This is a genomic window from Arthrobacter sp. UYCo732 (assembly GCF_040547265.1).
In the GTDB taxonomy this organism is placed as follows: Bacteria; Actinomycetota; Actinomycetes; order Actinomycetales; family Micrococcaceae; genus Arthrobacter.
In genome coordinates this window covers 93,727-108,548 of the sequence record NZ_JBEPPJ010000013.1, presented here as the reverse complement: position 1 = coordinate 108,548, position 14,822 = coordinate 93,727, and the positions used below count along the sequence as shown (strand labels likewise).

Genomic DNA, 14,822 nt, shown 5'->3' with positions numbered 1-14,822 from the left:
GCATAGCCGCCGGCCTTGGCACGGTCAATCATCTCGGAGTAGATCTCTGGGGTTGCAATGGGCATGCTGACTCCTATGCTGAGTTTTCGTCTATGGGTTGTGACCCTGGAGTAGACCTCTTATGACTAGCCACCATCCTAGCCATTTCTCTGCAGGGGCAGTGTTTCCGGTCACGCGGGCGGGTAACACTTACGTTCACACCCCGCGCCGGGATGGCACTTCGCGCTAAGACACGTGCTGGTTGAACACGTGCCGGCGGATCCAGGCGTGCATGGCGATCGCAGCCGCCGACGCCGCGTTAATAGAGCGGGTACTGCCGAACTGCTCGATGGAGAGCGTAGCCAGCGCGGCATCATGGACTTCAGGGGTCAGACCAGGGCCCTCCTGGCCGAACACCAGCACGCAGTCCTTGGGCAGTTCGTAGGTTTCCAGCGGCACGGAGTCCGGGAAGATATCGATGCCGATGATGGCCAGCCCTTCCCCCTGCGCCCAGGCCACAAAGTCCTCAACGGTGGGGTGGTGGCGGACGTGCTGGTAGCGGTCGGTGACCATGGCCCCGCGGCGGTTCCACCGGCGTCGTCCGATAATGTGCACTTCCTTGGCGAGAAAGGCGTTGGCGGTGCGCACCACGGTGCCGATGTTGAGATCGTGTTGCCAGTTTTCGATGGCGATGTGGAAGTTGTGCCGCTTGGAATCGAGGTCTGCCACGATCGCGTCGTGCTTCCAGTACCGGTACTGGTCCACCACGTTGCGCCGGTCGCCGTCGGCCAGCAGTTCGTGGTCCCAGTGGCCGCCTTGCGGCCACTGGCCGTCCCAGGGCCCGACGCCGACCTCCGCCGTGGGCTCCGCCGGCTGCTCCGCTGGTACTGGCTCGGTTTCGGCGGGTTTCCCTGGCGTTTGATTCACCCCTCAACACTAGACTGGACCACTGGAGCATTTATCACCGGTGGAGGTAAACGTGGCAGACGCAGACCAGGTAGTGGGAAATCCGGCGGTATACCGCAGCGGCCAGGAGATCGAATGCTGGCTGACGGACATGGACGGGGTACTGGTCCACGAAAACCACGCCGTCCCGGGCGCTGCCGAGCTGATCCAGCGCTGGGTGGACACGTCCCGGCGCTTCCTGGTGCTCACCAACAACTCCATTTTTACCCCGCGGGATCTGGCCGCCCGCCTACGTGCCTCCGGCCTGGAGATCCCCGAGGAGAACATCTGGACGTCCGCGCTGGCCACCGCCCAGTTCCTCAAGGACCAGGTTCGGGGTTCCGGCTCCGGGAACCGCGCCTACACCATCGGTGAGGCGGGGCTGACGACGGCGCTGCACGAGGCAGGCTTCATCCTCACCGACCAGGACCCGGACTTTGTGGTGCTCGGCGAAACCCGCACCTACTCGTTTGAGGCCATCACCATGGCCATCCGGCTGATCCTGGCCGGGGCCCGCTTCATCGCCACCAACCCGGACGCCACCGGGCCGTCCAAGGACGGGCCCATGCCCGCCACGGGTGCCATCGCGGCTCTGATCACGAAAGCCACCGGCCGGGAACCGTACATCGTAGGCAAACCGAATCCCATGATGTTCCGTTCTGCCATGAATCAGATCGACGCGCACTCCGAAACCACCGCCATGATCGGGGACCGGATGGACACGGACATCGTTGCCGGGATGGAGGCAGGCCTGCACACGGTCCTGGTACTCACCGGCATCACCCAGCGCGAGGACATAGCCGCCTTCCCGTTCCGGCCCAACCAGGTGCTGAACTCCGTGGCGGATCTGAAGAACCAGATCTAGAAGACGCTGACCTTCGATCCACCGCGGGGCAGCGGGAAAAAGTCGTCCATCAGGCCCTCCACGATGGGCCGGTAAACGAGCGGACTCCAGCCCGGGCTCGCGTGCGCCGGCAGGGCACCGTCCGTTTGCAGATCCATGGAAACCATGTGTGGCGCGAACGCGGCCGCCCACGCGTCCCGGGCCGTCTGGTACTGGACCGTGCGGTCTTTGGGGTTGCCGATGTACGCCATCCTCGTGCTGCCAAGCTGGTCGACAAAACGGTTTCCGTCAAAGTGGTAGATGTAGGCGGATTCGGACTGGACCAGCACACTGGACGGCGCGATCGGTGACAGCTGCTCCATGGTCTGGTCGAGGATCTGGCGCCAGGTCCGCTCGTCCTTGTGGACCACGCGCTCCCCCAACTCGTAGCTGCCCCGCAGCACCGAGGGAACCCGGAAGCCGCGCTCGTAGAGGAACACCACGCCGTCGAACCAGCTCTCGTCCAGCACGTCGCTCCGGCTGAAGGGGCTGGAGTCCAGCAGGATGAACTCCACCTCCACACCGTGGAGTTCCCGGAGCCGCGCGGCCACCTGGGTGGCCACCATGCCGCCGAAGCTGTGGCCGTAGAAGTAGAGCTTGGTGAGCTTTTTTGCGCGGACGTGCTCGATGACGGCGGTTACCACCTGGTCGATGTCCAGCCCCTGGTTGGAATACCCGACGGCGGCGAGTTGGCCGCGCTTGTTCAGCGCACCGCGCAGAGCGTTCAGGATCCACTGCGCCTCTTCCCAGCTGGTCTTGTAGCCCGGGAAGAGGAACCAGCTGGCATTCGGGTAGTAGGCGTCAGCGAAGTCATCCGGAACCTGCAGGATCCTGTTGACCCGCCGCTCCGCCTGGACGCGGCGCGTGAAGAGCATGTCAGCGGCCAACACGGTGGAGGCACCCGCGCCGGCCAGGAACCCGCGGCGGGAGAATCGCTTGAGGGCAGCGGCGTCGGCAAGCAGCCGGGCTTGGTGGGTTCCGGGCTGGTCCAGCGGTTCTGCTTCCTCCCTGTACGGCACGTCTCTACCGTAGCCATAGGAGACGCCGCCACTGCAACCCTGCTGGCTGCCCTCGGCTGGAGCGGCCGGGCGAAGCCAGGCTGCGTCAGCTTGTGGCCTGCTGCTCCCTTGCTGAGTCAGAAAGCCCACTGAGCGGGAACCGCCGGACAATTTCCTGACCGATGTCGTTGTACCGGCCAAGCAGGTCCGAGCCGCCAACCGTCCCGGGATCGTCAAGAAGCGAAAAGACTGCGTCGCTGGCCGCGAAAAGCTCGTCGTCGGAGTATTCCATCAGGGGCACGGCGGGCAGCGCCACGAAAGACGGCTCGCTGACCCCTTGGCTGCCTGTCTGGAACGTGGCCGCGGCTTCGGCGTCAAGCACGTCAGAGATCTCGGGTGGCCCGGCGCTGACGGGGTCCCCGGGGTGCTGGGCGGCCGTTTCCCCGGTGAGCATCAAGGAGACGCCGCCTCCGGCCGTTCCGGGCGTATCCTCCATGGCGTTCAAGTCCTTGCGGAGACCGGCCAGCGCCGTCGATTCCACCAGGGCGGCCCGGGAGAGGTCCACGCTGACATGGGACTGGATTCCCGTGCTGCGAAGCTCATGAATCATGTGGACCAGGGAAGGGCGCGACGTCTGGTTGAGGCTCCCGAGGACGTCAATCCGGACGGTGGTTGCAAGATCGTCACGGCTGGTGGTGGCGTCTAAACTGGTGACGGCGTCAAAAGAATGGTCCATAGGTACTCCAAATAAGGGGGTTTCTATGGCCGACGGCTCAACCTCAGCAAGCTTAGCGTCCGGAGGTGCCCGGCACAAACAAGCCCAACCAAAGCGCGCGGGACAGGCGTCAGCCCGCTTGGGCCTGGCAGGGCTGTTGATAGTGGGTGCGGGTACCGGACCCGCCAACGGAGTCCACCAAGGCCGTGGCGATATCGCGCAGTTTGGTGTTGCTGTTGCTTGAGGCGTCAGTCAGGATCTGCACCGCTGCGTCCTGGCTGCACCGGTTTTGTGCCATCACAACTCCAATCGCAATATCGATGGTGGTGCGGGACTCCAAGGTGGCCCGGAGATTGGTGGCGTTGTCGCTGTGGAGGGCGGACCTGACAGCCAACCGCAGGGCCTGGGAGATCTCCCTGGTAAAGCCCCTGGCTTTCGCCACGGCACGTTCGTCGAATTTATTCGGCACATCCGCATATAGGTTCAGGGCAGCCCGGGCCTCACCCTGAAGGTTAAAGGGCAGCGAAAGTACCGAACGCAGCCCGTGGGACGCCACGGCATCGGCGTAGACCGGACCCCACCGGCCCTCCTCGAAAAGGTCTGGCACATTCACTTCGCGCTGCTCCTCGGCCGCCGTCAGGCAGGGGCCCTGCGACAGCGAGTATTGGATTTCGTCCACTTTGCGCGCATCGTCGCTGCTCCAGCCGATGGTGGCAGCCTTGCGGTCGCGGAGGAGAGTGATGCCGCACAGGGCGTCATCACCTTCGTCTGCCATCTGGTGCGCCGAAAAGCGGGCCAGCTCGTTGAGGAAATGCTCAAAGTCCGCACTGTCCAGGATGAGGTTCTGGACCTGTTCGGTGGTGTTGAAGGGTGATTCCGATGCGGGCATAGTGCGCGTTCTCCATTTGGTGCGAAAAGGCCTGTGAATATGATATGGCCCGTTGCTCCGAAGCCTGGCCTGCTAGTAAAGGCCCAGTTCATCCTTGCCGAAAGCGAACAGGTAGGGAACGCCAGTCTCGGCTTCGATCTTTTCCTTGGCGCCGGTGTCCCGGTCCACAATGACGGCCACAGCCACCACCTTGCCGCCGGCCTTGCGGACTCCCTCAACGGCAGTCAGCGCGGAGCCACCGGTGGTGGACGTGTCCTCCAGCACCAGCACCTTGCGGCCCTCAACAGTGGGCCCTTCAACCTGTCGGCCCATGCCGTAGGACTTCTGCGCCTTACGGACCACAAAAGCATCAACCGGCCGGCCGGCGTCCACCGCAGCGTGCATCAACGCGGTGCCCACGGGATCAGCACCCATGGTCAGGCCACCGGCGCACTCAAAGTCGATCCCGGCGTCGTCCGCCAGTGCCAGCATGACCTGGCCCACCAGCTTGGAAGCCTCATGGTGCAGCGTGATGCGGCGCAGGTCGATGTAGTAGTCGGCCTCGGCACCGCTGGAAAGGATGACCTTGCCGCGGACCACGGCGAGTTCCTTGATCAGTTCCAGCAGGCGGGCACGTGCGGCAGCGGCGTCGGCTGCAAGGTCACTGGGAGAAGTCATGGGTTCAAGTTTAGTGGTTCCCGGGTTGGTGACGGCGCGCCCGCCTGAGCGTCTTCGCTGCTTCCACAGGGGATCGCGGCGGAACCCGGCGGGCGAAGGACGGGGCATGTTCCGGCCGGGGCCCGAACGCGATGAGCCGCGGCATCAGCCGCCGCACCATAGGGGCATGCCGGAGCACAAATAGCAGGGCCGGCGGCACCCCGGTCCGCCGTCCGGCGAACAACGGTACGAATACTGCCCGGTGCAGGATTCGCTGCACCGTCTGGATAACAACGGTGGGCATCCTGCGCCTCCGTTCCACAGCGGCGAGATCCGTCACGCTCAACTGCCCCCGGAGAAGTGGCCTAGCCAGCCGGGCCGCTGCGGCCACGGCATCCTGGATGGCCAGGTTGATGCCCACGCCGCCCACCGGGGACATGGCGTGGGCAGCATCGCCGAGGCATAACAGACCGTCCACGTACCAGCGCCGCAGCCGGTCCAGCCGCACATCCAGCCAGTGGAGGTCCTCGATCGACCGGATCGAATCCACGCGGTCAGCAAGGTCAGGACGCAGCCCGGCAACCCGCTCCCTGAACCGTTCCACTCCCTCAGCCCGGATCCGGGCATCCTCGCCCTTCGGGCCGAGATACCCCATCTGGTAGTAGTCGTCACGGAACAGGGCAATCATGGCTTCCCGGTCCCGGAACGCCGGAACAATGCCCGCCACCGCCCCCTTTTCGGAAGCATGGCGCGGAAGCCTGAACCACCACGTGTCGAACGGGACCGGGTAGTCCTTCGGCTGCAGTCCGGCGGCCCGGCGCAGCACGGAATGGCGTCCGTCGGTGGCCACCACGAGGTCCGCGCGGAGTTCGCCTTCACTGCCGGCAGGCGTCCTGTAGCGGACGCCGGCGACGCGACCGCCGTCGAACATTAAAGATGTGACCGCATGTTCCATGCGGAGCGTGAACGTGGGTTCGCGCGCGGCCTCGGTGGCCAGGAAGTTCAGGAAGTCCCACTGCGGCATCATGGCAATGTAGTTGTACGGGGGCTTCAAGGACTCGAAATCGCCGAAGGTGATCAGGCCGGCGCCCGGGATGGGGAGGGCAACGGTATCCAGCCGGCTCTGCGGAAGCTGGCGGAATCCATCGCCCAGTCCCAGTTCGTCAAGCAGCCGGATGGTGGATGCGTGCACGGTGTCGCCGCGGAAATCCCGCAGGAAGTCGCTGTGTTTTTCGAGGACGGTGACCTGCACGCCAGCCCGGGCCAGCAGCAGTCCAAGCATCATGCCTGCCGGCCCTCCGCCGGCAACAGCACACCCCGTTCGCTCCATGGACCAACGCTACGCCGGAACTGGCTCCCGGGACACGGCAACGGCCGGGCGACGCAGAAACGGCGTGGGGACACCCGAATTCGGATATCCCCACGCCGTTTGCGCGTCCAGAGGCGGTTTGCGCGTCCTAGGTACCGGGCTAGAGCCTCGTGTCGAAGGAATCGCAGAAGACGTTGTCGTTGAACGTCCCCTGGAACTCCGACTTGCCCATGATCTTCTCGATGGTGGCCCGGATGGCCTCCACGGAATCGGCGTGCGTGTGGATGGCGGTCTTGACCATCGGCACGTCAATGAGGTGGTTGGGCTGGTTCAGCGACACCAGCACCGTGGGAACCTCGGTGACATACCACGGGATTTCCGCCGCCATGGGAGTGGACCACTTGATCCGGATGGCCGCTTCCTGGGCAAAGCCCTTGACGTTGGCGAAGACAAACGCGGCGTCGTACTTGTCCGCGTAGTCGCCGGTGGCTTCCTCCGAGATGACGGACATGAAGTTGATGCCAGTCTCCCCCGCAGCTTCGCGCTGGGCGGCCGTCTTGAACACGTGCACCTCGAAGCCGGCCCTTTCCAGCTCGTCCTTGACCTTGTCAAGGTAGGCGAGCGGGTCCGCCCGGGTGAAGTCCGAGCCGCCGGAGATGCCGTACAGGCGGATCCGCTTGTGCGTTTCCGGCCTGATGGGCAGGTTGTTGGCGGTGTCCTTGACCAGGGTGACCGTCTTGTCCGCAACCTCGGCGGCAACGGCACGGTGCTCCGCGCTGCCAATCTTGGCCAGGTCCTCCGCCGGCGGAACCAGCTCACTGCGTTCCTTGCGGTGCAGTCCCAGCGAGGCCTTCAGCGCCAGGATACGGCGCAGCGCGTCGTGCAGGCGCTGCGCGGTGATGATGCCGGACTTGTAGCCGTCCAGCATGTAGCCGAAGTCCTCGGCCGGGTTGCGGAAGAACAGGAACATATCGCAGCCGGCCGCGATGGTGGCAGGGACCAGGTCCTTGCGCTTCATGGCCTGGGTGAGCCCGATCATCTGCGAGGCGTCCGTGAGGATCAGCCCGTTGAAGCCGAGCTCGCCGCGGAGCAGGTCCTGCAGCAGTTCCGGTGCCAGCGTGGCGGGAAGGACGTCCTTGTCCGCCAGGCCCGGACGGAAATGCCGGGAAAGCTCCGGGGCGCCGATGTGCCCGATCATGATCGACTGCACGCCGTGCCCGATCATTTCGCGGTACACGTGGCCGTAGGTCCGGTTCCACTCGTCGTAGCCGAAGGTGTTGTAGGACGTGACCACGTGCTGGTCGCGCTCGTCCACACCGTCACCCGGGAAGTGCTTCATGGCGCAGGCAGTGGGTGACTCGCTGATGCCGTCGAAGTATTCCTTGGCACGCTCCACCACGATTTCCGGCGTGTTACCGAAGGACCGGGTGGAGATGACCGTGTTCCGCCAGTTGTAGTGGATGTCCACGATCGGGGCGAAGGCCCAGTTACAGCCCAGGGCTGCAGTCTCGATGCCGGCCACCTGGCCCATCTGGCGTGCGATGGACTTGTCGGGGTGCGATCCTGCCTGCAGGTGCGTGGAGACAAACGTGCCGTCGTCGCAGCTTCCGGCGCCGCCCATTTCCGGGTTGGACGCCACCAGCAGCGGCACCTTGGACTTCGACTGCGCGTAGCGGATGTGCTCCTGGACGGCGCCCGAGGGGCCCGGCCGGTAGCGCATGCCGCCCACGTGGTACGTCTCCAGCACGCCGTCGAGATACTCCGGGGAGTAATCGTTGTTGTGGTTGATGAAAAGCTGGCCGATCTTTTCCTCAAGCGTCATCGATTCCAGGGTGGAATTCACCCAGTCAACCGCTGCGTCATCGAGGTTGAACGGCGCGGCCTTGAGGTCGACGTCGAACTGGCGGCCCTGGGTGCCGGCGGCACCGGAGGCGTCACTTGCAGACGTCGCGGCGGCGGTCGCGGCGGCGGAGCTTCCGGCGGCGGCCCTGGCGGCAGCGGAAATTCCCGCCAACGCGTCGATCATCACCTGGGCCACTGGGCCAGCGATGTCCACCACGATGCCTGTCTCATCCGCTTCCAGCGGTTCGAGGGTGGCCAGCTGCGATTCGAGCAGGGCTGCCGGCATGAAGTGCCCCGAACGGCCTTCCAGCCGCGATCCGAGTACTTCCTTGCTGCCGTGCAGGTGCAGGAACACGGTGTCCGGCGCCTTGGCTCGGATGGCGTCCCGGTAGCTGCGGCGAAGCGCCGAGCAGGCAAGGACCAGGCCGCCGTTGCCGGCGGCAGCAAGTTCCGAACCAACCGTGGCGAGCCACGGCCAGCGGTCCTCGTCGGTCAGCGGCAGGCCGGCGGCCATTTTGGCGACGTTCTCCACCGGGTGCAGGGAGTCGCCGTCGAGGAACGGCACGCCAAGTTCGCGGGCCACAAGGTCACCGATGGTGGTCTTGCCGCAGCCCGAGACGCCCATGACCATGACGCGCGGCCCGGGCCGGCCCTTGGTGGAGGAGTCTGTTTGGTTGGTGATCACCAGTCGTGCACCGTTCCATCAACAAGGCGGTTGTACGGCAGGTAAGCCTGCTGGTACGGGTAGGCAGCCGCGGCTTCTTCGTTGAACTCGACGCCGATGCCAGGCTTGTCGCCCGGGTGCAGGTAGCCGTCTACGAACGTCATGGACTGCTCGAAGACCTCGTTGGTCTTGTCGGAGTGCTGCATGTATTCCTGGATGCCATAGTTGTGGATGGCCAGGCCCACGTGCAGCTGGGCCGCGAAGCCCACCGGGGAGATGTCGGTGGGGCCGTGGAAGCCGGACTTGATCTGGTACTGGGCGGCGAAGTCCATGACCTTCTTCAGCGGGGAGATGCCGCCGAAGTGGGTGGAGGCTGCGCGCACGTAGTCGATCAGCTGTTCCTTGATGATGGTCTGGTAGTCGTACACAGTGTTGAAGATTTCACCGATGGCCAGCGGGGTGGTGGTGTGCTGGCGGACCAGACGCAGGGCTTCCTGGTTTTCGGCCGGGGTGCAGTCCTCAAGCCAGAAGAGGTCGTACGGTTCCAGCGCCTTGCCGAGCTTGGCCGCCTGGATGGGGGTCATGCGGTGGTGGCCGTCGTGCAGCAGCGGCAGTTCGGGACCGAACTCGTTGCGCACGGCTTCGAAGACGGTGGGCAGGTGGCGCAGGTAGGCGCGGGTATCCCAGTCCTCCTCCACAGGGAACGCGCCGCGGCCGGCGGGTTCGTAGTCGTAACGCTCGCCCGAGGCCTGGGCCTGGGCAGCCACGCCGTAAACGGCCTTGATGCCCGGAACAGCTGTCTGAATGCGGACTGACTTGTAGCCCAGTTCCAGGTGCTCGCGGACGGAATCGAACAGCGACTCGATGTCCGCGCCGGAAGCGTGGCCGTAGGCGCGCAGGCCGTTGCGTGAAGCACCGCCCAGAAGCTGGTAGACCGGCATGCCGGCCATCTTGCCCTTGATGTCCCACAGTGCCATGTCGACGGCGGCGATGGCCGCCATGGTGACCGGGCCGCGACGCCAGTATGAGCTGCGGTACAGGAACTGCCAGGTGTCCTCGATCTTGTGCGGATCCTTGCCGATCAGAAGCTGTGCAACATGCTCTTTGAGGTATGCGGCGACAGCCAGTTCGCGGCCATTAAGCGTGGCGTCACCGATGCCGGTGACCCCATCGTCCGTTGTGATGCGCAGGGTCACGAAGTTACGGGACGGGCTCGTCACGAACACTTCAGCGGCAATGATTTTCACGGCAGATCCTTTCGGGGGACTTCAGGTCAGGTAGTGGTGCTTTGAATTATTGGCCTGCGGGGTTGCGGGCTTCAGCAGGCGCGCTGAGGCCAGCGGAGGTGCTGGCGCTGGCAGCGAGGGTAGTGCCGTCAGTGGAGGTGGTGCCGTCGGCGGTGTTGGCCTCTACCGGGCCTGCGTAGGCCGTCTTGGTCCGGCGGGCCTGGATTTCCTTGAGGATCTCCGCGTGCGTGGCATCAGTCAACTTGTACTTGGACATGACCAATACCGCAATAATCACCATGACGGCGGGGAGTGCGCCGGCTGCCACCTGGATGCCGAAAATGGCGTCAGGAGTCTGGGCACCGCCGCCCGACTTGTAGCCGCCAAGAGCGAGGGCGAAGGCGGCAAGCGCGCCGCCCACTGCCTGGCCTGATTTACGCGTGAAGGAGAACAGCGCGTAGGTGATGCCCTCGGTGCGGACACCGGTTTTCCATTCGCCGTACTCCACGGTGTCCGCTTCCAGTGCCCACACCCCGATGTTGACGGCGAGGACGCCGATCAGGCTGATGACGAGGCCGGAAAAACCGATCCACACCTGGCTGGCCGGGGTGAAGAAAATTATTACGCCGCCGATGACTGTCCCCAGCGAGGAGTAGATGTAGACGTTCTTCTTGCCTACGGTGCGGACCAGGCGGGACATAAAAGCCGCGAGCACAAACGTCAAAGCGAGCTGGATGATGGAGAGTACCGGGTAGAGGTCCAAGCGGCCGAGGACATCACGCAGGTAGTACAGCTGCACCGAGGTCAGGGCCAGATAGCCGGTGAGGAAAAAGAAGGAACTCAGGCACAGCATCATCAGGGGCTTGTTGGTCTTAAGTGTTTCAAGGCTCTGCTTCATCGTCACTTTGGGGACTGCGCGGTGCACGCGTTCCTTGGCCGTCAGTGCCGTGAAGAAGTAGAGGGCCGTTCCGATAACCACAAAGATCAGGGTGATGGTAGTGAACGTCTGCTGGAGGTCCGCACCGGGTTTGATCAGCGGGGCGACGAAAATACCCAAGGCGGAGCTCACAGTCAGGGCGCCCACAAGGCGGGCCGAGCCAAGCTTGGCACGCTCGCCCGGGTCCTGCGTCATGGCGCCGGCCAGCGAGCCGTACGGTATGTTCACGAGGCTGTAGGCCAGGCCAAGGGCGGCGTAGGTGACATAGGCGTACAGCAGCATCCCGGATTCGCCGAGCTGCGGAACGGAGAACACGGCCACGCTCAGCAGGAGCAGGGGAATGGAGCCGAACATGATGAAGGGACGAAACTTACCGAAGCGCTTGCTGTACGCGCGGTCCACCATGCGTCCGGCGAAAACGTCGGCGAAGGCGTCGAACAACCTGACCACGAGCAACAGGGTTCCGGCGGCCGCCGCGGAGATGCCGGCGACGTCCGTGTAATACACCAGCAGGAACATCGTGGCGGTAGTGAAAGCGAGATTGTTGGCGGCATCGCCAGCGCCATAGCCGATGATGCTGAGCTTGTTTAGCTTTTTCATGATTGGGCTCCTTCACCCTTGCCGCCTTGGAGGCCGGCGAAATATTGAAATGCTATGCAGCGGCGAATCTTTGGCTAGGCCCGAAACCGGCGAAATCCGCGTCTGGCGGGCGTACCCCAGGGTGTAACTCGTTGCCTGTAATCCTAGTCACTTGGCAATAAAATGGCAAGCGGTTGCCATGAATTTCTGTTGAAGTCCATGAATCTGCAGCTCATGCAAATAGCACTGCCCAGTCCAAGGCTGGACCGGGCAGTGCTACTGAGACAAGTGCCGTTCTGAACGTCGCGCCCAGGGTGAGCCTAGGCGCCTGTCGTGGAAGTTCCCAGCAGCCCGGCCACCAGGTCCACCACTGCGTCGTCGGCTGCAACGGCCGGATCAACCAGGGCCAGCACTGTCCGCACCCGCTCTGTGCCTTCGAGCTTGTTGGCTTCGGACACCTCGGCTGCGAGCGGATCATGGAACGTCTCGGCGGACGCACTGAAATTAATCCAGGCGGCGATCATCCGCGCAGCAGCAACCCCGGACCTGCCCTGGGCTCGTTCGGCGAGCAGGACCGGTACGGCGCGCATGCGCAGTTTGGTGCTGCCGTCCATGGCGATCTGGGCCAGGTGGTGGGCGATGCGTGCGTTGCTGAAACGGGCCAGCAAGGCTTCACGGTATGCCGGGATCTGAAGGTCAGCGCCGCTGGCAGCCGCACCGGTCAGGTTGGCTTCCGCCTCGTCCCAAAAGCTTTCCACGGCTGTGCGGCATTCCGGGTCCGCGAGGGCTTCCGCCACCGTTGTGCGTCCGCGGAGCTGGCCGGCGTAGGCCAGCAGGGAGTGCGCGCCGTTCAGGAGCCACAGCTTGCGGTTCTCGAAAGGCTCGATGTGGTCCACGAACACAGCGCCGGCATCTTCCCAGCGCGGACGTCCCGCGGGGAAGTCGCCGCTGAGCACCCAGTTGGTGAATGGTTCGGCTACTACCGGCGAGTTGTCCCGGTAGCCGCAGGCAGCCTCCACGGCGGCAATGTCCGCTTCCGTGGTGCGCGGCGTGATGCGGTCCACGGAGGTGCTGACAAAGCTGGCATTGGCCTCAACCCAGGCTGCGAGGTCCGCATCCCAGGCAGCGGCCAGCCCGGTCACGGCGTTGCGTGCCACAGTGCCGTTGTTGGCGAGGTTGTCGCAGCAGACCACGGCGATCGGTCCGGCCCCAGCAGCCCGCCGGGCGGCGAGGGCAAAAACCAGCCGGCCCAGCGGCGTCGACGGGTTGCCGCTGCCGGAAGCCAGCAGCGCGAGGTCCGCGGCGACGTCGGACGCGTTCGTATCCAGCTGCCCGTCGGCACCGAGCCGGTACGCAGCTTCGGTGACCGTCAGCGTGACGATGGCGGTAGCGGGCGCTGCCACGAGCTCCGCGAGCCGCTGCACGTCCGCGCCGTCCACTGCTTCAACAATGCTTCCGACGACGGCGAACGAGTCGCCGCCGTCAGCGCGTTCCACGACGGTGAAGAGTCCGTCCTGCTCGGCAAGCGCCAGGGCTGCGTCCGGGCGGCGTCCGGTGAAAGCCGCAATGCCCCACTCCGCAGCGTCACTGGCGTGGCTGGTGAACCAGGCCTGGTGTGAACGGTGGAAGGCGCCGAGTCCGAGGTGGACGATCCGGACCGGCGGCTTGGCGGCCGCGTGCAGGGTTCGGTTGAGCTGCGGAAGCGCTTCGGAAGCAGAGCCTGAGTCGGTCTGTACGGCGCTTGTCTTTTCGGTGGTCACAGTTTGAAAACCCTTCGTGGGGACGAATCGACGATATCCACGATGAGTTCATGGGCGCGTTCTTCACTGACACGGTGCTCGGCCACCATGCGGGCCAGGAAGGAGGCCTCGATCCGGCGGGAGGCGTCGTGGCGGGCAGGGATGGAGCAGAAGGCGCGGGTGTCGTCGATGAAGCCCGAGGAGCGGGAGAACCCGGTGGTCTCTGTGACGGCGGAACGGAACCGCAGCATCGCATCCGGGGCGTCCAGGAACCACCAGGGCGCACCAAGGTAGACCGACGGGTAGAAGCCGGCCAGCGGTGCCAGTTCGCGGGAGAACACGGTTTCGTCCATAGTGAAGAGCACCAGGTGGAAGTCCTTGGCCGTGCCGAAGTCCTGCAGCAGGGCGCGGACACCCTCGGTGTAACTCACGGCGAACGGAATGTCGTGGCCGGTGTCGGCGCCGAAGGCCTCGAACGTGGGTGTGTGGTGGTTGCGGAACGAGCCCGGGTGGATGGTCATGACCAGCCCGTCCTCCACCGACATACGGCCCATCTGGTACATCATGTGCGCTTCGAAGGTGTTGCGGTCCTCGGCCGTTGCCTTGCCTGCGCGGGCGAGTTCGAAGAGCCTCTCCGCTTCGGCGCGGTCAAGTTTCAGCGTCGCCGGCGTGGCCACGCCGTGGTCTGCCGAGACTGCGCCGTGCTCCACGAAGTAGCGGCGGCGGTTCTCCAGTGCAGTGATGTAGGCGGCGTAGCCGGTGGCACCGTCACCGGCGGCGCCGATCAGCCGGTCCACGTTGGCGCTCCAGGTGGGGTGCGCAATGTTCAGGTACTGGTCCGGTCGGAAGGTCGGCAGGACCCGGCCGCCAAAGGTGGGATCCTCGGCGATTTCCTTGTGGCTGGCGAGGTTGTCCAGGGGATCGTCCGTGGTGGCCAGGACCTCGATGTTGAAGTCCTTGAAGAGCTGGCGCGGACGGAAGCCTGGTTCAACGAGCTTGGCCGCAATGGCGTCGTAGCTGGTGTCCGCGGACATCTCACCGAGGTCTGCGCCGAGCTTGAAGACGTTGTCGAACTGGGTGCGCAGCCAGTAGCCGGATGCGGTGCCCTCGAAGAGGGGCCATGCCTCCACGAAAGTTCGCCAGATGTCACGCGACTCGGGCGTGGTGGCGCCGCCAGCGCGCAGCTTGTCCAGCGTCACGCCATTGGCATGGATCAGGCGGGTGACGTAGTGGTCCGGGCTGACCAGCAACGCTGCCGGATCAGGAAAAGGCGTGTTGTGCTCGATGACAGCAGCGTCAACGTGCCCGTGGGGAGAGATGATGGGGAGGTCCTGAACACGCTGCAGGAGGTCGCGCGCAATGCTGCGCGTTCCTGGATCGGCGGGCAGGAGCCTGTCTGGGTTGGCAGCAATCGACTGTGACATAGGTCAATAATCCGGCTTGGCCCCTAGTTTTGTCAACCGGTTGCCATAAATTGCCAA

Annotated in this window: 12 protein-coding genes; 1 reads left to right on the top strand and 11 read right to left on the bottom strand. The window is 64.7% G+C overall.

The features are described from left to right. Positions 1 to 225: 225 nt before the first annotated feature. Positions 226 to 906 carry a TrmH family RNA methyltransferase gene (locus ABIB45_RS15890; protein ID WP_354216796.1) on the bottom strand — a complete coding sequence of 227 codons (681 nt, stop codon included), beginning with the start codon at positions 904 to 906 and terminating at the stop codon, positions 226 to 228. A 52-nt stretch (positions 907 to 958) separates the two neighbouring features. Here ABIB45_RS15890 and ABIB45_RS15885 point away from each other — a divergent pair, with 52 nt between their 5' ends. Then, positions 959 to 1,789 carry an HAD-IIA family hydrolase gene (locus ABIB45_RS15885; protein ID WP_354216795.1) on the top strand — a complete coding sequence of 277 codons (831 nt, stop codon included), beginning with the start codon at positions 959 to 961 and terminating at the stop codon, positions 1,787 to 1,789. On the opposite strand, the gene ABIB45_RS15880 is transcribed toward ABIB45_RS15885, so the two are convergent. The 10 genes from ABIB45_RS15880 to uxaC form a co-directional block, all read right to left on the bottom strand. Further along, positions 1,786 to 2,826, bottom strand: coding sequence for an alpha/beta fold hydrolase (locus tag ABIB45_RS15880; protein WP_354216794.1), 1,041 nt, complete (start codon positions 2,824 to 2,826; stop codon positions 1,786 to 1,788). The two genes, ABIB45_RS15885 and ABIB45_RS15880, sit on opposite strands and share 4 nt — an antisense overlap. Before the next feature lie 85 nt (positions 2,827 to 2,911). Beyond that, entirely contained in the window at positions 2,912 to 3,541 is a 630-nt protein-coding gene (locus ABIB45_RS15875; protein ID WP_354216793.1) for a hypothetical protein, read from the bottom strand. Between the two features lie 109 nt (positions 3,542 to 3,650). Next, complete coding sequence (locus ABIB45_RS15870; protein WP_354216792.1) at positions 3,651 to 4,409, bottom strand: GAF and ANTAR domain-containing protein; 759 nt, start codon at positions 4,407 to 4,409, stop codon at positions 3,651 to 3,653. Between the two features lie 72 nt (positions 4,410 to 4,481). Next, a complete protein-coding gene (pyrE, locus tag ABIB45_RS15865) occupies positions 4,482 to 5,066 on the bottom strand; it encodes an orotate phosphoribosyltransferase (RefSeq protein ID WP_354216791.1) in 585 nt (194 codons plus the stop codon). Between the two features lie 10 nt (positions 5,067 to 5,076). Beyond that, the gene (locus ABIB45_RS15860) at positions 5,077 to 6,375 is read right to left on the bottom strand and encodes an FAD-dependent oxidoreductase (RefSeq protein WP_354216790.1); all 1,299 of its coding nucleotides are present in this window, start codon (positions 6,373 to 6,375) and stop codon (positions 5,077 to 5,079) included. Between the two features lie 139 nt (positions 6,376 to 6,514). Further along, the gene (locus ABIB45_RS15855; RefSeq protein WP_354216812.1) at positions 6,515 to 8,827 is read right to left on the bottom strand and encodes a gluconokinase, GntK/IdnK-type; all 2,313 of its coding nucleotides are present in this window, start codon (positions 8,825 to 8,827) and stop codon (positions 6,515 to 6,517) included. A 50-nt stretch (positions 8,828 to 8,877) separates the two neighbouring features. Beyond that, a complete protein-coding gene (manD, locus tag ABIB45_RS15850; RefSeq protein WP_354216789.1) occupies positions 8,878 to 10,107 on the bottom strand; it encodes a D-mannonate dehydratase ManD in 1,230 nt (409 codons plus the stop codon). A gap of 46 nt (positions 10,108 to 10,153) precedes the next feature. Next, on the bottom strand, positions 10,154 to 11,623 hold the full coding sequence (gene uidB, locus ABIB45_RS15845; RefSeq protein ID WP_354216788.1) for a glucuronide transporter: 1,470 nt from the start codon (positions 11,621 to 11,623) through the stop codon (positions 10,154 to 10,156). 299 nt (positions 11,624 to 11,922) lie between these two features. Further along, entirely contained in the window at positions 11,923 to 13,362 is a 1,440-nt protein-coding gene (locus tag ABIB45_RS15840; protein ID WP_354216787.1) for a mannitol dehydrogenase family protein, read from the bottom strand. After that, a complete protein-coding gene (gene uxaC / locus ABIB45_RS15835; RefSeq protein ID WP_354216786.1) occupies positions 13,359 to 14,765 on the bottom strand; it encodes a glucuronate isomerase in 1,407 nt (468 codons plus the stop codon). The genes ABIB45_RS15840 and uxaC overlap by 4 nt, the downstream gene beginning before the upstream one ends. Between the last annotated feature and the right edge of the window lie 57 nt (positions 14,766 to 14,822).

What these genes read in the sequence shown, in the direction of transcription:
- ABIB45_RS15860 (WP_354216790.1), bottom strand. Translation starts at nt 6,375, where the DNA reads ATGGAGCGAACGGGGTGTGCTGTTGCCGGCGGAGGGCCGGCAGGCATG.
- ABIB45_RS15875 (WP_354216793.1), bottom strand. Translation starts at nt 3,541, where the DNA reads ATGGACCATTCTTTTGACGCCGTCACCAGTTTAGACGCCACCACCAGC.
- uxaC (WP_354216786.1), bottom strand. Translation starts at nt 14,765, where the DNA reads ATGTCACAGTCGATTGCTGCCAACCCAGACAGGCTCCTGCCCGCCGAT.
- ABIB45_RS15870 (WP_354216792.1), bottom strand. Translation starts at nt 4,409, where the DNA reads ATGCCCGCATCGGAATCACCCTTCAACACCACCGAACAGGTCCAGAAC.
- uidB (WP_354216788.1), bottom strand. Translation starts at nt 11,623, where the DNA reads ATGAAAAAGCTAAACAAGCTCAGCATCATCGGCTATGGCGCTGGCGAT.
- pyrE (WP_354216791.1), bottom strand. Translation starts at nt 5,066, where the DNA reads ATGACTTCTCCCAGTGACCTTGCAGCCGACGCCGCTGCCGCACGTGCC.
- ABIB45_RS15855 (WP_354216812.1), bottom strand. Translation starts at nt 8,827, where the DNA reads ATGGTCATGGGCGTCTCGGGCTGCGGCAAGACCACCATCGGTGACCTT.